Origin of the sequence: Mesorhizobium shangrilense (assembly GCF_028826155.1) — a bacterium.
Lineage (GTDB): Bacteria > Pseudomonadota > Alphaproteobacteria > Rhizobiales > Rhizobiaceae > Arvimicrobium > Arvimicrobium flavum.
The window spans coordinates 2,479,123-2,501,727 of the sequence record NZ_JAQGPN010000001.1 but is presented as its reverse complement, the minus strand read 5'-3'; the positions used below and the strand labels follow the sequence as shown (position 1 = coordinate 2,501,727).

Sequence of the window (22,605 nt, the reverse complement as noted above, 5' to 3'; positions counted from 1 at the left end):
TATGCTCGTCTACGTACTCCGGCGGCTCTTGACCGCCATTCCGACGCTTTTCGTGATCGTTACGCTTGCGTTCTTTCTTATAAGGGTCGCGCCCGGCGGACCGTTCAATCAGGAACGCGGCCTAAGCCCCGAAATCAAGGCGAACCTCGAAGCCCAATTCGGGCTCGATAAGCCTTTGTGGCAGCAATATCTAAACTATCTCAATAATTTGCTGCACGGGAACTTTGGCCCGAGCTACAATTTGCCGGATTTCACGGTGGGCGAACTCTTCGCCAACGGGCTCCCGATCTCGATCCAGCTCGGCGCGTCAGCGCTGATCCTGGCGCTCATCGTCGGCGGCGTGCTCGGCATCGTCGCAGCCCTCAACCAGAACCGCGCGGCCGACTATGCGGTCATCGCCACGGCAACTGCCGGCAGCACGATCCCCACGTTCGTGATCGCGCCGGTCATCCAGCTCGTCTTCGCGCTGTCGTGGAAGCTCATCCCCGTCGGTGGATGGGGAGAAGGCGCGCTGCTGAACAAGATCGGGCCGGTGCTCACGCTTGCCCTGCCCCAGATCGCCATTGTTGCCCGCCTGATGCGCGGCTCGATGATCGAATCGCTTCGGTCTCACCACATTCGGACGGCGCGCGCTATGGGCCTGTCGAAATGGTCCGTCGTCATCAAGCACGCGTTGCGTGGTGCAGTGCTGCCCATCGTCTCCTATGCCGGACCGGCCGCGGCCGCCCTGCTGACCGGCTCCATCATCGTCGAGACGATCTTCGCCATTCCGGGCGTTGGTCGCTATTTCGTCGATGCTGCGCTGAACCGCGACTACACGCTGGTCATGGGCACGGTGGTGGTCATCGCCATTTTCACCATCGTCTTCAATCTGATCGTGGACATTCTTTATGCCGTCGTCGACCCGAGGGTGCGCTATGACTGACGCCACCCTTTCCGGTCCCGCCGAAACGCCCGTCGCCGGGCGATCCTTCTGGGGCGACGCATGGCTGCGGCTCAAATCCAACAAAGCCGCGATGGTCAGCCTCGTCTACCTGATCCTGATGGCGATCGTTTGCGTGGTGGGTCCGTGGTTCGTGCCGCACCAGTACACCACGATCTACGCGGACTACGTGCGCACGCCGCCCAGCCTTTCGGCTTATCCGAAGCCCGAGATGATCGAGACGGCCCTCGGCGACGTGATCAAGCGCATGCGCGTGGATCTCAAGGACTGGCGGCAGGAGGGCGAGCGGGTGCTCTTCACCGTGACGTCGTCCAAGAAGATCGACGAGCGCAACACGCGCTATATCGACCGATCCGACACGTTCGACGACGCCAAAGTCGAGGACAGGACGAACGATGGCCTGCAGATGACCTTCAGCGCGGGCATCAAGCAGCAGTATTTCTTCTTCGGCACGGACAACACGGGTCGAGACCAGCTGTCGCGGACTTTGATGGCGGGGCGCATCTCGCTTTCCATCGGCCTGCTGGCCGGTGTGGTCGCCGTGGTCATCGGGGTGCTCTATGGCGCCACCGCGGGTTTCATCGGCGGCAAGACGGACGAAGTGATGATGCGCATCGTCGACGTGCTCTATTCTCTGCCCTTCATCTTCTTCGTCATCATGCTGGTGGTTTTCTTCGGACGGAACTTCGTCCTTATGTTCCTGGCCGTGGGGGCCGTGCTCTGGCTCGACATGTCGCGCATCGTGCGCGGCCAGGCGCTTTCCATCAGACGCCAGGAGTATGTGCAGGCGGCCGAGGCGCTCGGCGTGTCCTCGCGCGGCATCCTCTTGCGCCACATAGTCCCCAATCTTCTCGGCCCGGTGGTCATCTACATGACGCTGCTGGTGCCACAGGTGATCATACTGGAAAGCTTCCTGTCCTTCCTCGGTCTCGGCGTGCAGGAGCCGATGACGAGTTGGGGCGTGCTGATTTCGACCGGGGCCAAGAACATCGGCACGGCAAACTGGCTGCTGCTCTTCCCGGCCTTCTTCCTCGTCTCCACACTGTTCGCGCTGAACTTCGTCGGCGACGGCCTGCGCGACGCTCTCGACCCCAAGGATCGCTGACATGGCTGAGACGAAGGAAGCGATCCTCAAGGTCCGCGATCTCACTGTCGAGTTCGCCACCCAGGACGGCGTCGTCAAGGCGGTGAAGGGCATCGACCTCGATGTGGCTCCCGGAGAGACCATCGGCATCGTCGGCGAGTCCGGCTCGGGCAAGAGCCAGACGATGATGGCGATGATGGGCCTGCTGGCCTCGAACGGGCGGGCGACGGGTTCGGCAAGGTATCGCGACCAGGAACTGATCGGCTTGCGCGAGAGCGAGCTCAACAAGGTGCGTGGCGCCAAGGTCACCATGATCTTCCAGGAGCCGATGACCTCGCTCGACCCGCTCTATCGGATCGGCAACCAGGTCGCCGAACCGCTGATCCGGCACAAGGGCATGAGCGCAAAAGCCGCCCGTGCGCGCGTGCTGGAGCTTCTGAAGCTGGTCGGCATTCCCAACCCGGAACGTCGAATCGACGCCTATCCGCACGAGATGTCCGGCGGGCAGCGCCAGCGCGTGATGATCGCCATGGCGCTCGCCAACGATCCCGACATCCTCATCGCCGACGAGCCGACGACGGCACTCGACGTCACCATCCAGGCCCAGATCCTGACGCTGCTTGCCGAATTGCAGCAGAAATTTGGCATGGCGATCGTGTTCATCACACACGATCTTGGCATCGTGCGCCGCTTCTCCGATCGCGTTTACGTCATGCAATCCGGCAACGTGGTTGAGACTGGCGCAACCGAGCAGCTATTCGCCGCTCCCACACACCCCTACACGCGCATGCTGCTCGCCGCCGAGCCGACCGGCCGAAAGGCGCCTCCGCCAGCCAACGCGCCCATCCTGCTCGAAGGCAGGAACGTCGAAGTCGTGTTCAATCTCGGCGGCGGGTTTCTCTCCGGCCCGCCGACGCTGCTGCGCGCTGTCGACCGCATCTCCATCCATCTGCGCAAGGGCCAGACCATCGGCATCGTCGGCGAATCGGGATCGGGCAAGTCGACGCTTGGACGCGCGCTCCTGCGCATGCTGCACAGCGACGGTGCGATTCGCTTCGATAATCGCGACATCTCGAAGGCGGATCGTGCCGAGATGCGGCCGCTCCGGCGGGAACTGCAGGTCGTCTTCCAGGATCCGTTCGGGTCGCTCTCCCCTCGCCTCACCGTCGGCCAGATCATCACCGAGGGCCTGCTCGTCCACGAGCCCTCGCTGACGTCGAAGCAGCGCGACCAGCGCGCCGTCGAGGCGCTGCGTGAGGTGAACCTCGATCCAGTGATGCGCAACCGCTATCCGCATGAGTTTTCGGGCGGCCAGCGCCAGCGCATCGCCATCGCCCGCGCCATGATCCTGAAGCCGAAGGTGGTCGTGCTGGACGAGCCGACCTCGGCGCTCGACCGTTCGGTGCAGAAGCAGATCGTCGAGCTCTTGCGGACTTTGCAGAAGGCGCACGACCTGTCCTACCTGTTCATCAGCCACGACCTGGCTGTCGTTCGAGCCATCGCCGACTACATCATCGTCATGAAACAGGGGAAGATCGTGGAAGAGGGTCCGACCGACCAGATCTTCGACAATCCGCAGGACATCTACACGCAGACGCTGATGGCTGCGGCGATCGACCAGACGCGGTTCCGGCGATCCGCCTAAGTCCCAGTTGACACGAACATCGGGCTCGGCAATCCAGAGCGCCGATGAAACGATTGCCTCCAAAGACCAGACTCAGGCCCACCTCGGCGGGAACGCAGTGCGTATGCCGGCCATGAAACGTGCGTTCGATATCGTCGCCGCGCTGACGGCGCTCATTTTCCTGTCGCCGGTCATGGCGTGGATCGCGGTGAAGGTGCGCCGCTCCTCTCCGGGGAATGCCATCTTCGCCCAGGAGCGCGTCGGCCGGGGCGAGCGGATATTCCGCTGCTACAAGTTCCGCACCATGTACGAGGAAGCTCCGAACGCCGGCTCGCATGAAGTGGCGACCTCCTGGGTCACGCCGCTCGGCGAGATGCTTCGCCGGCACAAGTTCGATGAGTTGCCGCAGCTCTGGAATGTTCTGCGCGGAGAGATGAGCCTTGTCGGCCCGCGCCCTTGCCTGCCTGCGCAGACCGAAATGATCGAGGCGCGCCGGGCGGCGGGCGTCTTTTCAGTGCGCCCCGGCATCACCGGCAGCGCACAACTGGCAGGGATCGACATGTCGACGCCCGAGCGCCTCGCGGAGGTAGACAAGCGTTATGTCGAATCGCGGACATTCGTCGGCGACATGTGCATCATCTTCGCGACGATCGCCGGTCGTGGCTCGGGCGACGCCGTGGGAAACTGAGAAGCGTCCGCCGCGATTTCGTTGCTTTTCCATGATTTGCGTTATACCTAGCGTCAAAATTGCGGCGGCCAGGCGCCGCGCCGACCGAGGCGGGGAGCAGCAAAGGGCGGTGTGGACTTGGGCTCTATAGTTGGTTGGTTGATCGAGAGGCCGCGCCGGCAGAAGCGGGCGCTGCTCGCCATCATAGATTTCCTGATTCTGCTGTTTGCCCTCTGGCTGAGCTACACGCTGCGATTCGGGAGTCCATTCGTCCCCACACCTGCCCAGATGGTCGTGATCGCCGTCGCGCCTGCCGTCGCAGTTCCCATCCTCTTCCAGTTCGGTTTCTATCGCGCCGTGGTCCGCTACGTGTCGGAGACGATGCTGTGGTCGATCGTGAAGGCGATGGCGATCGCCGTTCCGCTCTGGCTGGTCTTCGTCTTCATGACCGAGATGCGGGGCATGGGAGTCGTGCCGCGCTCGATCCCGGTCATCTACTTCGTGATGGGCACTGTCCTGCTTGCCGGCAGCCGGTTCCTGGCGCGGCGTTTCCTGCAGCAGGCCATTGACGAGGCTTCGGCGCCCAAGCGCATCCTGATCTATGGGGCGAGCGGCGCCGGCGTGCAGCTTGCCGCGGCGCTTCGCGTCGACCCGCACAGCAAGGTGGTCGGCTTCATCGATGACGACGAGGCGCTGGTGAGCGCCGACATCTCGGGCGTCCGCGTATATCCGGTGAGCGCGCTCGGCTCGCTCATCCCCGACCTCGAGGTTCAGGAGATCATCGTCTGCTCCGACAGCGTGGCCAGTCCGGCACGCGGCGCGATGCTGCGCCAGACGGCCAAGCTGGACGTCAAGGTTAGCTTCCTGCCGACCATTGCGGCCGGCTGGGAAGGCGACCTCACGACCCGCGTGCGCGACATCGAGCTCGGCGACCTGCTCGGACGGGCAGCTGTCGCTGCTGCCCCTGCCCTCCTTGGCGGTCCCGTCAAGGACAAAACGGTGCTGGTCACCGGCGCCGGCGGATCGATCGGCTCCGAACTCTGCCGCCAGATCGTCACGCTCGGCCCCAGGCGGCTGATTCTCTTCGATGTCGACGAGTTCGCGCTATACGAGATCGAGCGAAGCCTGAAGGACCAGGAGGGCGTGGAACTCGTACCCGTGTTGGGATCGGTCACCGATGCTGGCATCGTGCGGCGCACCTTCGAGCGCCATCCGATCGACAGCGTCTTTCATGCCGCCGCCTACAAGCACGTCCCGATGGTCGAGGCGAACATGCTGTCGGGCATCGCCAACAACATCTTCGGCACCTGGACGGTTGCCGAAGCCGCCTTCGACGCCAAGGTCGAGCACTTCGTCCTGATCTCGTCGGACAAGGCGGTTCGCCCGGCGAACGTCATGGGCGCGACCAAGCGCTGGTCCGAGATCGTCGTCAGGAGCTTCGCCAACCGGCCGCGCGTGACCTCCGACAGGCACCGCTTCTGCGCGGTGCGCTTCGGCAACGTCATCGGATCCCAGGGCTCGGTCGTCCCCCTGTTCAAGGAGCAGATCGCCAGTGGCGGGCCCGTCACGCTCACTGAAGAGGGCATGACCCGCTATTTCATGTCGATCCGCGAGGCGGCGGAACTGATCATCCAGGCGGCCAGCCTCTCGCAGAACGGTGACGTTTTCCTGCTGGACATGGGGGAGCCCGTCGCCATTCGCGAACTGGCCGAGAACATGATCCGCTTCGCTGGGCTGACGCTGCGCGACGCCTCGCATCCGAATGGCGATATCGAAATCAAGGTGATCGGTTCGCGACCGGGCGAAAAGCTCTACGAGGAGCTGTTCTACGACGCCAGCTATGTCGAGCCCACGGCGCATCCGAGGATCATGCGCGGCAAGCGCCGCAACTGGAGCTACGGCGAGGTCTGCGACACCCTCACGGCCCTGCGGAAGGCCGTCGATAGCGGCGACGAAGCGTCGGCGAAGAGCCTTCTCTTTGCCGCGGTGGGGCAGGCAAAACAAACCCCGGCGGCGTGACGTCCAGCTGGCCGCCGACCGCCCCTACCCCGCCATGCCCGCGCGATAGGTAGCAAGCACTTCCTCGACCGGGCCCTGGGCGATGATGCGGCCATGCTCCAGCAGCAGCGCCTTGTCGCACATGGTCGTCACCAGCTCGTCCGAATGCGATGCGAGAACCAGGATTCCCGCGGATTCGACGAATTTCGCGATTTTTTGCCTGGCCTTCGCCATGAAGGCGGCGTCGCCCGCGCCAATGCCCTCGTCAAGCAGCAGGATGTCAGATTGGATCGCGATGGAGACCGCGAACGCCAGACGCGCCAGCATGCCGGCCGAATAGGTCCGCAAGGGCATTTCGAGGAACTGGCCGAGTTCGCTGGCCTCGGCGATCCCTTCCATGCGCGCGTCGATCTCCTTCTTGGAGAGCCCGAGGACCAGCCCGCGCAGGCGGATGTTCTCGTAGCCGGTGCTCTCCATGTTTAGGCCCAGCGCAAGATCGAAGAGCGGCGCCACCCGACCCTCGACGGTAATCGTCCCTACGGGCGGTTCGTAGATGCCGGCCAGCAGTCGCAACAGTGTCGTCTTGCCCGCCCCGTTGTGGCCGATGAGCGCGACGCGATCGCCGTGTTCGATCTCAAGCGACAGGTCGCGCAGCGCCTCCACCACGATGCCGCCGTGTTCGCGCGCCGAAATCTGGCCGCCGGTGGCAGCCGAGACGATGCGGTTCTTTATCGAACGGCCGCTTGAATTGTAGACCGGAAAACTGACCGATACGGACTCGAGCTTGATGAACGCCATCGGTCTAGATCCAATAAGCGACGCGGCTGCGATAGCGCGCGTAGAAGACCATCGTCACAGCCAGCCCGAGGACCGTGCAGGCCAGCACGACCAGCCAATTCTCGAGGGCGGCGGGCTGCGCCAGGAGCGGACGGCGGCCGATCTCGAGGAAATGGTAGAACGGATTGAAGTGCACCAGATAGGCGCGGTCCGGCAGAAGGTCGGCCGTCCAGATGACCGGGGTGAAGAAGAAGAGGATCTGCATCAGGCTCGTGACCAGCAGCGGGATGTCGCGGAACCGTGCGCAGAGAAGACCAAGCAGAAGGCACACCCAGAAGGCATTGATGCAATAGAGCACGGCTGCCGGCAGGATGTAGAGCGTGTCGAGCGTCGGCCAGATGCCGAAGAAGATGGCGACGAGGACATAGATCAGCATGTTGTGCAAAAACACGATCACGTTCCGCCACACCGTGTAGAACGCGAATATGCTGAGCGGGGCGCGGATATTGCGGATTATCGGCCCGCTGGAAATGAAGGTCATGCAGCCTTCGGTGATGAAGGCGGAGATCAGGCCCCACAGAACGATGCCGATCGCCAGGTAGGGCATGTAGGTCGAAATGTCCTGCTTGAAGATGGTCGAATAGAGGACTCCCAGCGCGCCGACCATGATGCCCATGTTGATGGTCATCCAAAGCGGACCGATGATGGAGCGCTCGTAGCGCTGGCGTGTGTCGCTCCACGCAAGATAGCTCCACAGTTCATGGCGCCGCGCGCCGTCGACGATATCCGCGATCGCATTGGAAAAATCGAAGCCTGCACCGCCAACCGTGCGGCGGCGCGGCTCGGCGGCTCGACTGTCTTGGTTGAATCGCGTCGACGACATTGCTTCACTCGAACCTTCGGTAGAGGGCGGCGGTCTTTTGCGCGGTCAGCTGCCACGTGAACTGTTTCGACCGGGCGACAAGCGCGCTTTCCTTCGAGAATTCACTATCATCCGCCGCCGCGGCCGCGAGTACCGCACGCCACGCCTCGGCGTCCTTGGGATCGATGTAGATCCCGACATCTCCGGCGACCTCGCGCATGACAGGAATGTCGGACACGATCGGCTGCAGGCCGCTGGCCATCGCCTCCGCCACCGGGATGCCGAAACCTTCGTAGAGCGTCGGGAACAGCAAGGCGCGCGCCCGTGCGTAGAGCGCATGGACGACGTCCTCGCTGGCATAGCCGGTGAAGCGGATCGATCCGTCGCGCACCAGTTCGTCCTGTCCCGGCACGTCGAGGCTGCCCCAGCCGCTGGCTCCCACGATCACCAGCGGGCAGCGCCGCCTCACCTCCGCCGGCAGGCCGACATAGGCCTCGACGAGAACCTTGTGGTTCTTGCGTGGTTCGACGGTTCCAACCGTCAGGAAATAGCTGCGCTCGGCAAGCCCCATTCTCTCGACCTGCGCAAGGGCCGCCGCGTCGGGCTTGCGGTACATGCGCTCGTTGACGCCGGGATGCGTGACGCCGATCCGATCGATCGGGTAGCCGTAGACCTCCGCGATCTCGCTGGCGCTGAAGTGGGAGAGCGTGTTGATGAAGGGATACTCGTTGACCGTGCGTAGTCGGCTGCGCAGGAAGGCGACGCGATCAGCCGGATGCGTGTGCGGCAGGCGTTCGAAGGACAGGTCGTGGATGAGCGGCAGGACCGGCGATTTCGTCTCCAGCGGGGGAACGAAGTTCAACGCATGGAACAGGTCGAACTGCTTCTCGGATTGCCGGAAGCGCTGGCCCTTGAACCATCTGTAGCCGCGCCGCACGGCATCGGATTTTCTGGCGACCGCGGCCAGTCGTCCCATCAGGCTACGTGTTTCGGCAGCCTGCTCGCCTCTGACCTCGAGCGAGGCTGCAGTCAGCGGCTGCACTGCTGCGCCGTCGAAGGAAAGGAGGTCCACGCCGCCCGCTTCGGTCAGCAGATTTCGCGCGAGGAAGAGTACGTAGTACCCGATTCCCGTCATTGGCGGCCGAATGGCCGAGGTCTCCAGGCAGACGCGCATAGTTTGGCGGCTTCGATTATCCGTGATGCAAGGGTGGAAAGACGAGGGTCTATTTCGCCCGGATGGCAGCTTGAAGGCAGGCGTTTAGCAACCGGGAAGTCCGAGATCAACGATACCAGGCGTCGCGCTCACGACAGCAATCTGTCTACGGTTTTGGCCCAGGTCAGATTCCTTTGCTTCCAGAGCGCATTGGCCGCGCCGCCAAGCTTACGCGCCGTGGCCGGATCGTTGAGCACATCGAGCCCAGCGGCGATGGCCTCGGCGTTGGGCTCGGCGACAAAGCCGGTCGACTGATGCTTGACGATCTCCAGTAGTCCGCCGGAATCGGACGTCGTGAGCACCGCCTTGCCGGCAGCGAACGCTTCCATCGTCACGTACCCGAGCGAATCCTCGTCGAACGGCAGATAGGCGCAGGCGCGCGCATTGTTGGCCAGGGAGGCGATTTCGTCACGCGAAAGCAGGCCAAGCTTGAGCACAACGCGGTCCGCGAGATCCTCCTTCTCAACCAGTTGCGTGAGTTCCCGTGTCGTTTCCTCGGATTCGGGCGGGCCGGCGACGATCAGCTTCACGCCGGTCCTGGTGTGCTTCATCGCCTCGATCAGCAGCCGCTGCCGCTTGCCGGCGGAGACGCGACCTCCGGCAAAAATATAGTCGCCGTATTCGACCGGCCGGAACAGCGCCTCGTCGTTCAGCGGCGGATAGAGCACCTCTGATTTGCGCTTGTTGTACTGGCGGAGCCGGTTCTGCGTCACCGGCGAATTGGTGAAAATGCGCTGGCAGTTGGCAAAGCAGAGATCGTCGGCGCGACGAATCGCCTCGACGATCGCCAGGCTGTCGGGGTCTTGTCCGAGTGGGCTCTGCCCGGCATCGCGCAGGTCGTAGGCCTGCCGGAACTGGTGCAGCAGCCAGAGCGTCTTGCGATGATGCGGCACCAGATAGGCTGGGAACTTGAGCGCGATCATCTTGTCGACGTTGGGGATGTGCATCGCCTGGTTGAGAAGGATCTCGTCGATCAGCCGCTCGTTCGGCACCCAGTTGAACGGGATGCGCAGAAGTTCCGCGCTGACGCCCTTCGTCCCATTGAGCGCCAGCACCAGGTTGCGCGCCAGTTCCTCGGCGCCGCCCCAGATGAACGGCACGGCGTTGTTGACGACCAGAACCTTCATGACACGATGCTCTCGACGACGTGGCTCCAGTCGATCTTCATCTCGCGCAACCGGTCATGGCTCGAGGCGCCCATGCGGGCCGCCAGCGCCCGGTCGGCATAGAGACGGTCCATGGCGTCGGCCACGCCCTGCGGCGTCGGGTCTGCGACAAATCCGTTGCGCCCGTCTTCGACGAATTCGAGCACGCCGCCCGCGTCCGCGGTGGTCAGCACTGCCTTGCGCGAATGGGCGGCCTCCAGGCTCGGATAGCCGTAGGAATCCTCGTCGATCGGCAGGTAGGCGGCGGCCAACGCCGGCGCGAGCTTTTCCGCCTTCTCTTCCTCGGAGATCCACCGGTTCTCGAAGACGATGCGATCCGCCGCCCCGCTGTCACTGATCAGCTTCTGGATCTCCGCGTCATAGGCGGGGTTCGAGCTCAGCCCGCACAGCCTCAACCGCACCGGGGTCGTCGTGTGGCGCATGGCTTCGATCAGCAGCGCCTGCCGCTTGTGCTGCTCCACGCGGCACACAACAACGATCTCGTCGCCATAGGCGTCGTGGCGGAAGCGCTCTGGCTGGAATACCGGCGGATAAAGGGGCGTCGCACGGATTCCGTTGAACTTTTCGAGGCGGTCGGCAACCACCTGCGAGTTGGTGAACACCTTCTTCGCCTCGAGGATGGTGGCGGTGTCGATATCGACCAGCGCATCCCGCACCGCGCGGCCCTTGGCGTCATTGGTAAAGCCTCGGTGCACGGTTCCGGCGAGGTCGTAGAAAGACCTGATGTGATGGATGAACCAGACGATCTTGCGCGGATGCCGCAGCACATGCGCCGGCGGCCGGAAGGTCACCAGCAGGTCGGAGTGTTCCTCCAGGCTCATCAGCCGGTAGGCCAGCATCTGCTCCAGGATCTCGTCCTGGTGCTCGATGAAAGGCAGGTAGAAGCGCTCGACCTGATGGCCGTGCTCGATCAGGTGGCGCTCCAGCCACTCGACGATGAATCGCGCACCGCCATTGACGAACGGCACGAAGGAGGAAGCAAGGACGATACGCAAATCAGTCGATCACTGCCCGCCGCAGCGCATCGACCACCCGGTCGATGTCGCGCTCGGTCATGCGCCCATGCGTCGGCAGGTTGATGCCCCGTGCAGAAAGATGCTCGGCGATGGGATAGGTCCGATCCTCCTGATAGGGCGGCATGTGGTGCATCGGATAGAAGACGGGCCGCGTCTCGATGTTCTCCTTGTCCAGCGCCGCCATCACCGCATCCCGCGACTTGGCCACGCTGTCCTTCAGCGTGATCACGTACATCCAGTGCGAATGCGTCGCCCAGTTGGCGGTCACCGGCAATTCGATGAAGTCCGCCAGCGCGCTCAGCTTGGCGTTATAGGCCGACGCCACCTGTGCACGGCGCGAAAGGTGCTGGTCGACGCGCTCCATCTGGGCCAGGCCGATCGCCGCCGCGACATTGGTCATGCGGTAGTTGTAGCCGACGACGTTGAACCAGTAGCGCCGGTTCGGGTCCATGCCCTGCCCCTTGAAGAGGCGCAGCTTCGCCGCGAGTTCGTCGTCGTCCGTCGTCACCATCCCGCCTTCGCCGGTGGTGATGATCTTGTTGCCGAAGAAACTGAACGTGGCGCAATGGCCAAGGCCGCCTACCCGCTTGTCCTTGTAGCTCGCGCCGATGGCCTCTGCGGCGTCCTCGACGAGGAACAGGCCATGCTTGTCCGCGATTTCGCGCAACGGATCCATGTCGACCGGGTGACCGTAGAGGTGGACCGGAATGATGGCCTTGGTCTTCGGCGTCACCGCGGCGGCAACCTTGGCCGGATCCATGTTCATCGTCTGCCGGTCGCTGTCGACCAGCACCGGCACGGCATTGCAGTAGCGCACGCAGTTGGCCGAGGCGATGTAGGTCAGCGTCGGCACGATGACCTCGTCGCCCGCCTCGATGCCCAGCGCCACCAGCGCCAGATGCAGCGCGGTCGTGCCGTTGTTGACCGCGATCGCGTGCTTCACGCCGCAGAATTCGGCGAAAGCGCTCTCGAATGCGCTGATGAAGCGGCCGTTGGACGAGATCCACTCCGTCTCGATGCATTCAGCGACATACTCCGCCTCGCGACCGTCGAGCACGGGCGCGGCGACAGGAATGCGCGCGGAGAGCAGCTGCTCCTGCTCCTGCTTGGTCTCGGGCTCTCCGAGTGGCTTGGCTGCCATGACTACCTGCTCCTACGAAACGACCCGCGCCGGAACGCCATACGCCTTGGCGTTGGGCGGAATATCACATACGACGCACGAACCCGCCCCGATTATGGCATGGGCGCCAATCGAGACATCCGGCAAGACGGACGCACCGACGCCGACGAGCACCTGCGGGCCTATCTTGACCTTGCCTGCCAGCGCGCTTCGGGGTGCAATATGTGCACCAACTCCGACATGCGTGTCATGGTCCACGACGGCAGTCGTGTTGACGATGGCGAAATCCCCGATCGTCGCCTCTGCGTTGATGACCGCCCCCGCGACGATGAGCACGCCGCTGCCCACCGACGCGGTCTTCGAGACATAGGCGAACGGGCTGACCGCGTTGGCGATCTCCAGACCGTTCTGCCGGGCCTCGCCGCCGAGCCTCACGCGAATCTTGTTGCTGCCGACGGCGGGAAACACATGCGTCACGCCGCGTTCGCGCAGTGTCGCCATGACGTCGTCGTTTCCCAGTCGGGGCAGTCCGAGCACTTCCTCCCCGGCGGCCTCGCCGTCGAGGAAACCGACAATCTCGTAGCGGCCTTCGTCGCGGATCGTCTCCATCGCGACCTTGGCGTGTCCGCCTCCGCCCAGCACGACGAGTTTAGGTTTCATCGCCGCCCCTCAGATCCTGTGCGGACTCTGTCGGTCGCTCAGCCGCATGCCGTCGATGGCGGCGGCCAGGCGATCGACCGCCCCGCTTGAAGGAGGCATTCCCAGCCGACTCAGGCGTTGCGCCAGCCGATCGCCGAGCTCCAGATATGGGCCGAGCCGGGCCTGGTCGCGCACCACGCTCTCCAGGCGATCGACATAAGCGCTGACCGAAAACGCTTCCGCGGCGAAGGCGCGCGCGCTCTCGCCCATGCGCTGTCGCGCCTGCGGGTCAGACGCCAGGCGCTCGAGCGCGTTCTTCAGATCCGCCGCGCCGACCTGCTCGGGCACCTTGACGACATGCTGGCTCGGCAGCTCCGCATAGAACCCGGCGTCCGCGACAATTGTAGGTCGGCCGCTCAGCATGCCTTCGATGGCCGAGGCGGAAGCGCCTTCCAGCACCGGCCGCCTCAGGCAGCACATGATGTCGGCGTCGCCCAGCACCTGCAGAAGTTCGTCCTCGCTGACGCTTCCAAGCGCCTCGAACTGCACGCCCTGCTCGCGGGCCTTTCCCTCGAGTTGGCTACGTGTAGCGTCGTCGATGGGGCCCGCCACCACGTAGCGCACCTTCTCGCGCAGCGCCGCCGACTGTCCGATCGCATCGATCACCACGTCGACGCACTTGTTGGGATTGACCACGCCCACCGTCACCACGGTCAATCGGTCCTTGCCCTGCGCGGGCGGCGGCACTTCGCGTCCCGGCCACGGCAGGTTGGCGACGTCCACGGTCCCCGCACAGGAGGCGCGGAGCCGCGGCACGTAGAAGTTTGCGTGGGCGATCGCGCCGGCGCACCGCATCGCCACCCATTCGGTCATGGGCACGGCGCTCGCCAGTTCGGAAACGTCCATCGCGCCGCCAACGGCGCGCAGGGCCGCATCCGCAGCGCCCGGCCCATAGGCGGCGACGATTTCCCGAGATGATTGCGGTCCGGAAAGCTTCAACGAGTGCCGCCAACCGTTGAACAGGTTGAACAGGTAGAAATCGTGAAAGATGCCGATGGCAGTCGGCCTGCGCAGATACTCGAAGATCCCGCCGTGGAAACTGAAATTGTCGCCGACGTTCAGGAAGACAACGTCATAGTTCTTCTCGGCTTCCAGGAACGACACCTCGAAGGACGTCGTCACCTTGTGCTCGGTGGGCCAGTGCGGGCTGTCGACAGTCTCGCGCGACTCGGACCTGATGATGTCCACCCGATGCCCGCGCGCCGCCAGCTCGTCGCACACGATGGCGCTGACGCGTCCGATCGCCGAATTCTGCGCGAGCGGGGTGACCCAGCCTATCCTCACGCGAGAAGCCTCTTTTCCGTTGCGCTTCCAGGCCGCACGAAGACAACGTTGGCGGACTCGATCGCTTCCAGCTTTTCGATCTCGGCCGGCTTGCAGACGCCTGTAGGCTCCTCGATGACGAACGGCTTGAGGCCGTGCGCCTCGAACGCGCCGAACCAGTCGGCCGAAGTGACGCCTACCCGCCGCAGGTGCGAAATGCCGAACTCGGCGATCACCGCGATATTGGGATTGGACGAGAGTATGCGCTGCATCCCCCTCACCACGTCCATCTCGGCGCCCTCGACGTCGATCTTGACGACATCGACCCTCGCGTCGGCCGGGATCGCGTCGTCAAGGCGCACGACATCGACTTTCTGCAGGTGGCCCGCCTCCTGGTCCGGCAGGGCGAAGAGAGAGCTGTGCCCGGGAATCCTGGATACGTTGAAGGAAAGCGTCCCCGGCTCGGCGCTGACCGCCTGGCGCGACAGCTTCACCTGCGCGAAGCCATTCATGGAGATGGTACGCTCGAGCAGGTCCGCCATCCGCTTCTCTGGCTCGAAGCTGAAAACCTTGCCGCTGGGACCCACGGCCCGGGCGCAGGCCATGGTCAGGAGTCCGATATTGGCGCCGATGTCGACGGCGGTGTCGCCCGGCTGCAGCAGCCGTTTCAGGCAGGCGCGCGTGCCGGGCTCGAGTCCTCCCGTCGTCGCGTCTGCGAGCATCAGCAGGAAGGCGGGCTCGTCCTTCGGGACGAGCACGTAGCCGTCGCCAAGTCGGACCGCGTAGGCGTCGTCGAGCGAGACGAGCGGCCGCATCTTGACTTCAATCTCGTCCATGCGCGCGCCGAACATGCGCGTCAGGTTGTCGAGCCGGGCCATCAGCGCCTGCTGCGCGATCTCGTTGTGCTCGATGCGCTGCTGGACGTGCTCCACGCGCTGGTCGACTTCCATCATCGAGACCCTGACGGGCGCGTTCAGGAAGCGCCTCACGGCGTCGGCCGGGCCACGCAGCAGCGATTTCGCTTTGGCTCGCAGTCGAGACAATTTCGGTTCCCCCGCATAAGCAATGGTGGCGGCGCCAGTGCGCTCGGCAGCGAGCGCACTCATCTGGTTCCGGATGCGCAGGTCTAGTCTTGCCGGCCTGATGGCGGCAGGAACTCCTGGGCCGGGCACGACTTGCGCTGGATTGTTCGAGCCAGACATCAGGAGACGCGCTCCGCCTGGCTCGTCGCAAGCCTCTCGCGCCAGTAGTCCAGCACGTCCTTCAGCGTCTCCTCGATCGGGATCGACGGCTCCCAGCCCAGCACCGCCTTGGCGCGCTGCGCGTCGCCCAGTGTGCGCTTGATATCGTTCGCGCGCACGCGGGCAGCGTCAACCTCGATGTCGATCCTCACCTTGGCCAGCGAGCGCAGGCGCTCGGCGATTTCGCCGATCTTGATGGATCGGCCCGATGCGATGTTGAGGACATCCGCCCCCTGCCCGTCCGGCAGCATCACCGCACTGGCATAGGCGCTCGCCACGTCGCGGACATCGAGAATGTCGCGGCTGACATCGGTGTTGCCGACATAGAGCACCGGCGCCGCCATGCGACGCTCGATCTTGGCGATCTGGCTGGCCAGCGAGGCCACAACAAACACGTCGCTTTGGCCCGGCCCCGTGTGGTTGAAGGGGCGGATCCTCATCGCGCGCAATCCCTCATGGGCCATCTTGCCGACAAGCAGATCCGCCGCGCTCTTGGTCACGGCATACATGTTGAGCGGCTCCAGAGCCGCTGTCTCGTCAAGCGCCCCGGCGGCACGGCCAAAGCTGCCACCGTACACCTCGGAGCTGCTGATATGGATGAAGCGCGCTGTGGGCGCGCTTGCGAGCACCGCGTCGGCGAGGTTCATCGTTCCGAACAGATTGACGTCCCAGGCCCGGCGCGGATCGAGCATCGCCTCGCGCGGCGCGGAAATCGCGGCCAGATGCACGACGGCCGTCGGCTTTGCAGCGGCGCACGCGGCGAAAACCGTGTCGCGATCGGTGAGATCCACGGCAACCGGCTCGACGCGCGCATCGACTGCTGCCCCGCCCTCGTCGTGCGTACGCCAGCCGATGATCTCCATCGAAGCGTCGCGCTTCAGCAGCTCGGCGATCAGCCAGCGGCCAACGAAGCCGAACGCACCCGTCACGAGGACCCGTCGAGGACTCATATGCTCCCGGCCGCGCATCTGGTCCGCCATTCTGGGTTCCGTCAGTCCCTGCGCGAAAGGCGTTTCAGGTCGGCTTCGATCATCTCGCGGATCATGTCCTGCCAGGTCACCTGCGGTTCCCAGCCGAGCTTCTCGCGGGCTTTGGAAGGATCGCCGAGCAGCACATCCACTTCCGCCGGGCGGAACAGCGTGGGATCGATGACGAGGTGGTCATCCATCGACAGACCGACCGTGTCGAACGCCACGCGGCACATCTCGCGTACCGACGTGGTGACGCCGGTTGCGATGACATAGTCATCGGGCTGGTCCTGCTGCAGCATCATCCACATCGCCTTGACATAGTCGCGCGCATGGCCCCAGTCGCGCTTGGCGTCGATGTTGCCGAGCCGCAGTTCCTTTGCGAGGCCGAGCTTGATGCGGGCGACGGCGTCGGTGACCTTGCGGGTCACGAACTCGATGCCGCGCAGCGGGGACTCGTGGTTGAAAAGGATGCCGCTCGAGGCGTGCAGGTTGAAGCTTTCGCGATAGTTGACCGTCAGCCAGTGACCGTAGACCTTCGCCACCGCGTAAGGCGAGCGCGGATAGAACGGAGTCTTCTCGCTCTGCACCTGTTCCTGGATCAGCCCGAACATCTCCGACGACGACGCCTGGTAGAAACGGGCCTCCGGGGCTTCGATGCGCACCGCTTCGAGCATGTTGGCGACGCCGATGCCGGTCACCATACCGGTGAGAATCGGCTGCTGCCAGGACGTGCGCACGAAGGATTGCGCGGCAAGATTATAGACTTCGTCCGGCTTGATCTCGCGCACGGCGCGGATAAGACCCGACAGTTCAAGCAGATTTCCGTCGACGATCTTCACGTCGTCGGCCACACCCAGCCAATGCAGGCGGTTGTCCCTCACATCGACAGTGCTCGAACGGCGCACGAGGCCGTAGACCTCGTAGCCCTTGTTCAGCAACAACTGCGAAAGATAGGCGCCGTCTTGGCCCATTACGCCGGTGATCAAGGCTTTGCGCATGGAACGTCTTTTCTAATGAGTTGCGGGAAGCGCGACTGCGGGTTGCCGTAGCTGCTGCCTCAACGTGAGATGGCCGACTTCTAGTTCAATTGCCTGGCATTCGCAAACCCGGTCCGGCTTATTTGTGGCAAAAGCCGTCCTGCGGGAAAGGCGAAGAACGTCAGAGCGGATTGCCCGTATTTCGGATCCGCGTCTGACCGCCTTTTCCGGCATGCCTGCCGCTGCGGGCGAGCGCACTTTCATAGACTTTCAGTGTCGACACGCGCATTTGCTCCAGGGTGAATACACCAAGAGCACGCTGCCGCGCCGCCTCGCCCATGGTCGTCGCCAGGGCTGTGTCGCCGAGCAGCAGGTTCAGGCGCTCGGCCAATTCTGCCGAATTGCCGGGCGTGACCGTGAAGCCGGTCACGCCGTCCTGGTTCGCGTAGTCGACGCCGGTGTTCAGCTTCGTGCTGACGACCGGCCTACCGCTCGCCATCGCCTCCACCTGAACGATGCCGAACGCCTCGGCCACCGTCACGGAGGGAAGACAGAAGACGTCGCAGGCCTGATAGTAAGCCGATAGCTGCCCCGGCGGCACCATGCCGACGAAATGCACGCGTCCAGACACGCTGAGTGAAGCAGCCAGCGCCCTCAGCTCTCCTGTCAGCGGCCCCTCGCCACCCAACACCAGATGCGCGTCGCCGCGTATGTCCGCCATCGCGCGGATGAGAACGTCGAAACCCTTGTAGCTGACATGCCGCCCGAGTGAGAAGATGAGCGGAGCGCCGAACTTGGCCCGGATTTCCGCCGCCTCAGGCGCGGGGATCGTGAAGGGCGTAAGATCAAAGCCGTAGGGCACGACCTTTATGTGCGACTGGTCGGCCAGTTGGGACAGGATCGGCGAGCCGTCGCGATGGCGCGGCGTTGGCGCGATGATGGCGCCGGCTCGCTTGGCGGCAGCCTTCAGGAATGGACGATAGAACGGCAGGACGTAGCGCTGACGGACGATGTCTGCGTGCCAGCTAATGACGCGGGGGATCGATGCGGGGATCGCCATGGAGGCGATGTGCGTCATCGGATCGGGAAAATGCAGATGGACCAGGTCGAACGAACCGGTCCGTCCGAGACGCCAGGCCTCGCTGATCAGGCCCGGCGAGAGGGCCACGGTTCCGTCGATGTCCATGCCGCGCTTCCGCAGGACCGGAAAGCCGTGAAGAACCTCGCGCGTTTCGCTCCAGTCCCGTGTGGGCACCAGATGGACGTAGTCCACCGCTCCACGCATCGCGTGGAACAGGTGCTCGACGTGACTTTGGATGCCGCCCGGCTTCTCGTCCAGAAACCGGCCGAATACGAGGACCCTCAACATATCGCCGCCGCCCCAGGCCGATACTAAAACACCAGATTGCCGTCTTCCTCGCGAAGGAAGTCGAGATTGAGCTCCTTCTTCCGGCTCTGAGCACGGCTTGTTGCGAGATAGGACAATCGGCTCAATATCTCGAGACGCGACACCGACAGCATCTGGGCGTAGGCGAGACCCAGCGCCCCGAGCCTGCGCAGCTTCAGGAACGCTTTGTCGGACACTGCTGAAAGCGCCTGTTCGTCGACGCGCAGCATCCCGCCAATCGTACGATCCGACCCAGATTGGTCGCGCACCCTGATTGGCCAAGGCGCGAGAACGCCCGCCTCGATCAGCGCCGCCCCCGCAGCGAGCGCCTGCTGCCGGCTGGCCTCGAACGTGTTGAGGAAGGAGACGATCTGCTGGACCTGCGCGGAGAGTTCGCCGGACTCCTCATAGATGGGCTGGTCGCCTTGGGCCAGATGGTCGCCTTCGCTTGCGATACAAAGCACATGCTCGTCGCGACCTTCAACACGGCCGAGGCGGAACGGGAAAGTGCGGAACGCGGCGGGAATATAGGCGCCCAGCCAGCGTCCATCTTCATCGACAAAGCTGTTCCTGCCCGGCCGGGCGGAAAGGACAGCCACCAGCTGGGTATGCTCCCCGCTCCTTGCAAACGCCAAGGGCATGTTCACCGCCGCTATCGCGGCTTCCACCGCGACGATCGGGACGGCCGCCTCGCTACCTGCAAAAGCGTAGTCCGCCGGTTTCCGCCAAGTCTGTGATCCGTGTTTGGCCCTGTCGAGTGGGATGAATGTCGTCATTGGTCATGCTTTTCGATGGAGGCCACCTCTTACGCAACGTCGCTCCAAAAGGGAACCGGCCTGAACAGTAAACATCAAACTCCGCCCGATCGCATGTTCGTCGCAGCCGGGACGCAATCCGACTTCATCTCGCTCGAGCCTAGCAGCTGGACCGAAATCCCTGTTATCGGCTCCATTCGACATCCGCCTGCGACGGCGACCAAGCATCGCAGCGCCAATTGTGTCAATTCGAACTCGGCGATGGCTTGGTTGACATGAAGCTGACCACTCGGGCGAAATCATGTCGTCTGAAAATTCGGGTCGGCGGCACGGCGCTGTCCGAGGCGCGTGACAGGCCGGTCAATGCAAAACAGCAGCAACGAGGGTCAGGAACATGACATCAGTCGCCATTACCGGTTGCCGCGGCTTCATTGGCTCCGCGTTGACTGCCTCCATGGAGAAGCGGGGCTTCAGCGTGGTCCCCGTAGGGCGGCAGCTGCTCGCGGCGGAACGCCGGACAGAGCTTGCCCGCGCCATCGAGAACAGCAGCGCCGTCATTCACTGCGCCGGCCTCACCCCGCGTCGGGGCCAGCGCCTCACCGAGGCCGATTTCGACCTCGCCAATCATCAGTTCACGAAGAACCTCGCAGCGGCCGCAGCAGCCGCATCCGTTCCACGGCTGGTTTTCGTATCATCGATCGCGGTCATCGGATCGAGGACGGGCATGCTGACGCCGACGATGCCTCCCCATCCGTCCACTGCATATGGCCGCTCGAAGGCGAACGCCGAGCGAGCTCTCCTCTCCATCAGCGACATCCAGTCGATCATCCTGCGGCCGCCTCTTGTGTATGGGCCGGGCGCCAAGGGCGATCTTGGCATGCTCGTCAGATTGTGCGCCTCGCCTCTCCCGCTTCCCTTCGGCTCCGTCGAAAACCGGCGATCGATGGTGGCCATCACGAACCTTGTCGACGCGCTCTGTTTCCTGGCCGCGACGGATGCCGTCGGAAGTGGCTCCCAGATACACCACGTGAGCGATGCCGATCCGATGTCGCTCCGACAAATCGTGTCGACCCTTCGCGCCGGCCTGGGACGCCCCGCCAATCTGATGCGGGTCTCGCCATCGCTGCTCGCTTTGCTGTTGCGCGGCCTTGGCCTGGGCAGCGTCGCCGAAAAGCTGCTTGGAGATCTGCTGGTCGACAGTTCCAGCCTGGCGGCAACGGGGTGGCGGCCGCCGGTCGGCCCTGAGAGCGACCTCAAGGATATGGCGCACGCCCATCTTGCAGGCCGGTCAGACTAGTTTAGCCAAGACACCTTGCACCGTCCGGCGTTCCGGGCAGGACCAAGTGTCCTGCCGGCGCATCGCCAAGACGATCCGGCTCCATCAGCCGAGCGTGAAGATCCCGTCGTCGGGGGTCGGGATGATGGCCGTCACAACGCTGTCGGGAACGGCCGGCAGCGGCGGCGTCTCCACGACGGGCGTCTGCGTCTCGATCACAGGCGCCGGCGGCTCGGGCGGAATCTCATACAGAACCGCCATGCCCGGCCCCTGGATGATACCCAAGCCTCCGACGGTTGGAACCACGGGTTCCTCGACCACGACCACCGGTGGCTCCATGGGCACGGGCGTCGGCCCACCCGAGGTTCCCACGTCCTTCGGCGGCTCCGCCTGGTGGACCGGCTCCGGAAACAGGCTGACGGGCGTGGTGACGGCGCTCGCCACCTTCACGACGCCCTTGTCGACGTCGATGGCAGGAGCAGCGAGGCTGACCTGCTGGCTGGCTCCGGTGTCATCCGCCGCCGGCTTCGCCGCCGCCTTTGCTGCCTCGGCGATCACGACGGAGGACGAGCCCGCTCCACCAGCGGAGGGGGCCTGCCCCTCGTCATGCACGACATCGCTTTCCTGTTTGGCGATAGCCATCGTCGCGGTCGCCGGAGCGGCTGTCGCGCCAGACACGATGTTCGATGCAAAACTGGCGAACATGTCCTTCAGCAACGAGGCGGCATCTGCATGCGTCTCTGCGCTTCCGTCGACAAGCTTGCCGTCGGACGTGGCAAGCTCGGCGTCACTCGCGAGCGCGCCATCGACCACTCCGGAAGACCCGACATTGCCTTCGAACCTCGGCAATTCGTCATGACTTCTGCTGTCGAACAGGATTCCGTCCAGGAAAGCCAGTTCTTCCGCCTTGTCGTTGCTCGTCGTCACCTCGTCCGAGTGCGTGTGATGCAGAACCGCAATGATGGCCATCGCGGAAACCAATGCAGCCGAATAGACGTCAGACAGCAGCCCATGGCTCTGCGCCCCGCGCGCCTCCGACTGGCGAAGCGGGTTCTCGACCTGGTCGTCTGACCGGATCGGGGCGCTCTTGTAGAAGAGCGCGGCGACGGCTGCGATAAGCAGGGTGGATGGGTGAATGTAGAGCTCAGTGCTCGGTCGCCGCTGCTGCGGCAGAAGAACGGGGTTCTCCCGCGCCAGTTCGCTCAGGATTTCTCCGAACGATCTTCTCCACAGCGGTGTCGGCATGGAAGGGCTGGCGACGAGGTAGAGCCCGTCGAGGCGCGCGATGTGAAGGAAAACCTCGCCCGAGTCCTGGCGACAGAAGACGAACCAGGGATCGCCCTCGTCGGTCAGGCCACGTTCGGTGTCGACGAAGATCCCCGCCTGCCGCAAGGCCGACTCGACGCGGTAGAACTGCGCGAGTTCCGCGTTGTCCCAGTCCCGCACATAGTGCCTGGCCTTGAAGAAGCTCACAACATTATGAGCAATGGCAGTCATATCGTAGCAGCCTCCTCCGCACCGATCAGCTGCACCTAGAAATCATTATGGACCCGAAGCAGCCCCGGC

20 protein-coding genes are annotated in these 22,605 nt (G+C 64.0%); 6 read left to right on the top strand and 14 right to left on the bottom strand.

Annotated features, from left to right (window positions below):
* The first annotated feature begins 1 nt into the window (after position 1).
* From PD284_RS12125 to PD284_RS12105, 5 genes are all read left to right on the top strand, one after another.
* Positions 2–925: an ABC transporter permease subunit gene (locus PD284_RS12125; RefSeq protein WP_274628447.1), complete on the top strand. Its 924-nt coding sequence runs from the start codon at positions 2–4 to the stop codon at positions 923–925.
* Positions 918–2,048, top strand: coding sequence for an ABC transporter permease (locus PD284_RS12120; protein WP_274628446.1), 1,131 nt, complete (start codon positions 918–920; stop codon positions 2,046–2,048). The genes PD284_RS12125 and PD284_RS12120 overlap by 8 nt, the downstream gene beginning before the upstream one ends.
* Before the next feature lies 1 nt (position 2,049).
* Complete coding sequence (locus PD284_RS12115; protein ID WP_274628445.1) at positions 2,050–3,672, top strand: ABC transporter ATP-binding protein; 1,623 nt, start codon at positions 2,050–2,052, stop codon at positions 3,670–3,672.
* A 103-nt stretch (positions 3,673–3,775) separates the two neighbouring features.
* Positions 3,776–4,339: a sugar transferase gene (locus tag PD284_RS12110; protein WP_338036649.1), complete on the top strand. Its 564-nt coding sequence runs from the start codon at positions 3,776–3,778 to the stop codon at positions 4,337–4,339.
* A 117-nt stretch (positions 4,340–4,456) separates the two neighbouring features.
* The gene (locus tag PD284_RS12105; protein ID WP_274628444.1) at positions 4,457–6,337 is read left to right on the top strand and encodes a polysaccharide biosynthesis protein; all 1,881 of its coding nucleotides are present in this window, start codon (positions 4,457–4,459) and stop codon (positions 6,335–6,337) included.
* A gap of 24 nt (positions 6,338–6,361) precedes the next feature.
* Here the strand turns inward: PD284_RS12105 and PD284_RS12100 are convergent, their stop codons facing one another.
* The 13 genes from PD284_RS12100 to PD284_RS12040 form a co-directional block, all read right to left on the bottom strand.
* Complete coding sequence (locus PD284_RS12100; RefSeq protein ID WP_274628443.1) at positions 6,362–7,114, bottom strand: ABC transporter ATP-binding protein; 753 nt, start codon at positions 7,112–7,114, stop codon at positions 6,362–6,364.
* 4 nt (positions 7,115–7,118) lie between these two features.
* Positions 7,119–7,976, bottom strand: a complete 858-nt coding sequence (locus PD284_RS12095) for an ABC transporter permease (protein ID WP_274628442.1) — start codon at positions 7,974–7,976, stop codon at positions 7,119–7,121.
* A 4-nt stretch (positions 7,977–7,980) separates the two neighbouring features.
* On the bottom strand, positions 7,981–9,090 hold the full coding sequence (locus PD284_RS12090) for a glycosyltransferase family 4 protein (protein ID WP_274628441.1): 1,110 nt from the start codon (positions 9,088–9,090) through the stop codon (positions 7,981–7,983).
* Positions 9,091–9,257: 167 nt separating this feature from the next.
* Positions 9,258–10,295: a glycosyltransferase family 4 protein gene (locus PD284_RS12085; RefSeq protein ID WP_274628440.1), complete on the bottom strand. Its 1,038-nt coding sequence runs from the start codon at positions 10,293–10,295 to the stop codon at positions 9,258–9,260.
* On the bottom strand, positions 10,292–11,329 hold the full coding sequence (locus tag PD284_RS12080) for a glycosyltransferase family 4 protein (RefSeq protein WP_274628439.1): 1,038 nt from the start codon (positions 11,327–11,329) through the stop codon (positions 10,292–10,294). Before PD284_RS12080 ends, PD284_RS12085 begins: the two co-directional genes overlap by 4 nt.
* A 1-nt stretch (position 11,330) precedes the next feature.
* A complete protein-coding gene (locus tag PD284_RS12075) occupies positions 11,331–12,491 on the bottom strand; it encodes a DegT/DnrJ/EryC1/StrS family aminotransferase (RefSeq protein ID WP_274628438.1) in 1,161 nt (386 codons plus the stop codon).
* Positions 12,492–12,503: 12 nt separating this feature from the next.
* A complete protein-coding gene (locus PD284_RS12070) occupies positions 12,504–13,130 on the bottom strand; it encodes an acetyltransferase (RefSeq protein ID WP_274628437.1) in 627 nt (208 codons plus the stop codon).
* A gap of 9 nt (positions 13,131–13,139) precedes the next feature.
* Positions 13,140–14,453 (bottom strand): glycosyltransferase family 4 protein, encoded by a 1,314-nt coding sequence (locus tag PD284_RS12065; RefSeq protein WP_274628436.1) that lies wholly within the window; start codon positions 14,451–14,453, stop codon positions 13,140–13,142.
* Positions 14,450–15,475: an FkbM family methyltransferase gene (locus PD284_RS12060; RefSeq protein ID WP_274628435.1), complete on the bottom strand. Its 1,026-nt coding sequence runs from the start codon at positions 15,473–15,475 to the stop codon at positions 14,450–14,452. Before PD284_RS12060 ends, PD284_RS12065 begins: the two co-directional genes overlap by 4 nt.
* A gap of 158 nt (positions 15,476–15,633) precedes the next feature.
* A complete protein-coding gene (locus tag PD284_RS12055; RefSeq protein WP_274628434.1) occupies positions 15,634–16,653 on the bottom strand; it encodes a GDP-mannose 4,6-dehydratase in 1,020 nt (339 codons plus the stop codon).
* An 11-nt stretch (positions 16,654–16,664) separates the two neighbouring features.
* Positions 16,665–17,642, bottom strand: a complete 978-nt coding sequence (gmd, locus tag PD284_RS12050) for a GDP-mannose 4,6-dehydratase (protein WP_274628433.1) — start codon at positions 17,640–17,642, stop codon at positions 16,665–16,667.
* A gap of 160 nt (positions 17,643–17,802) precedes the next feature.
* Positions 17,803–18,990 (bottom strand): glycosyltransferase, encoded by a 1,188-nt coding sequence (locus PD284_RS12045; protein WP_274628432.1) that lies wholly within the window; start codon positions 18,988–18,990, stop codon positions 17,803–17,805.
* 23 nt (positions 18,991–19,013) lie between these two features.
* Entirely contained in the window at positions 19,014–19,784 is a 771-nt protein-coding gene (locus tag PD284_RS12040; protein ID WP_274628431.1) for a SapC family protein, read from the bottom strand.
* Positions 19,785–20,157: 373 nt separating this feature from the next.
* Here PD284_RS12040 and PD284_RS12035 point away from each other — a divergent pair, with 373 nt between their 5' ends.
* Positions 20,158–21,060, top strand: coding sequence for an NAD-dependent epimerase/dehydratase family protein (locus PD284_RS12035; protein WP_274628430.1), 903 nt, complete (start codon positions 20,158–20,160; stop codon positions 21,058–21,060).
* Positions 21,061–21,144: 84 nt separating this feature from the next.
* Here the strand turns inward: PD284_RS12035 and PD284_RS12030 are convergent, their stop codons facing one another.
* Positions 21,145–22,536, bottom strand: coding sequence for a hypothetical protein (locus PD284_RS12030; RefSeq protein ID WP_274628429.1), 1,392 nt, complete (start codon positions 22,534–22,536; stop codon positions 21,145–21,147).
* Positions 22,537–22,605 lie beyond the last annotated feature (69 nt).

Excerpts from the sequence above, each read along its gene's own strand:
- PD284_RS12125 (WP_274628447.1), top strand. The coding sequence starts at position 2 with ATGCTCGTCTACGTACTCCGGCGGCTCTTGACCGCCATTCCGACGCTT.
- PD284_RS12040 (WP_274628431.1), bottom strand. The coding sequence starts at position 19,784 with ATGACGACATTCATCCCACTCGACAGGGCCAAACACGGATCACAGACT.
- PD284_RS12075 (WP_274628438.1), bottom strand. The coding sequence starts at position 12,491 with ATGGCAGCCAAGCCACTCGGAGAGCCCGAGACCAAGCAGGAGCAGGAG.
- PD284_RS12100 (WP_274628443.1), bottom strand. The coding sequence starts at position 7,114 with ATGGCGTTCATCAAGCTCGAGTCCGTATCGGTCAGTTTTCCGGTCTAC.
- PD284_RS12070 (WP_274628437.1), bottom strand. The coding sequence starts at position 13,130 with ATGAAACCTAAACTCGTCGTGCTGGGCGGAGGCGGACACGCCAAGGTC.
- gmd (WP_274628433.1), bottom strand. The coding sequence starts at position 17,642 with ATGCGCAAAGCCTTGATCACCGGCGTAATGGGCCAAGACGGCGCCTAT.
- PD284_RS12030 (WP_274628429.1), bottom strand. The coding sequence starts at position 22,536 with ATGACTGCCATTGCTCATAATGTTGTGAGCTTCTTCAAGGCCAGGCAC.
- PD284_RS12120 (WP_274628446.1), top strand. The coding sequence starts at position 918 with ATGACTGACGCCACCCTTTCCGGTCCCGCCGAAACGCCCGTCGCCGGG.
- PD284_RS12115 (WP_274628445.1), top strand. The coding sequence starts at position 2,050 with ATGGCTGAGACGAAGGAAGCGATCCTCAAGGTCCGCGATCTCACTGTC.
- PD284_RS12055 (WP_274628434.1), bottom strand. The coding sequence starts at position 16,653 with ATGGCGGACCAGATGCGCGGCCGGGAGCATATGAGTCCTCGACGGGTC.
- PD284_RS12035 (WP_274628430.1), top strand. The coding sequence starts at position 20,158 with ATGACATCAGTCGCCATTACCGGTTGCCGCGGCTTCATTGGCTCCGCG.
- PD284_RS12085 (WP_274628440.1), bottom strand. The coding sequence starts at position 10,295 with ATGAAGGTTCTGGTCGTCAACAACGCCGTGCCGTTCATCTGGGGCGGC.
- PD284_RS12110 (WP_338036649.1), top strand. The coding sequence starts at position 3,776 with ATGCCGGCCATGAAACGTGCGTTCGATATCGTCGCCGCGCTGACGGCG.
- PD284_RS12095 (WP_274628442.1), bottom strand. The coding sequence starts at position 7,976 with ATGTCGTCGACGCGATTCAACCAAGACAGTCGAGCCGCCGAGCCGCGC.
- PD284_RS12045 (WP_274628432.1), bottom strand. The coding sequence starts at position 18,990 with ATGTTGAGGGTCCTCGTATTCGGCCGGTTTCTGGACGAGAAGCCGGGC.
- PD284_RS12090 (WP_274628441.1), bottom strand. The coding sequence starts at position 9,090 with ATGACGGGAATCGGGTACTACGTACTCTTCCTCGCGCGAAATCTGCTG.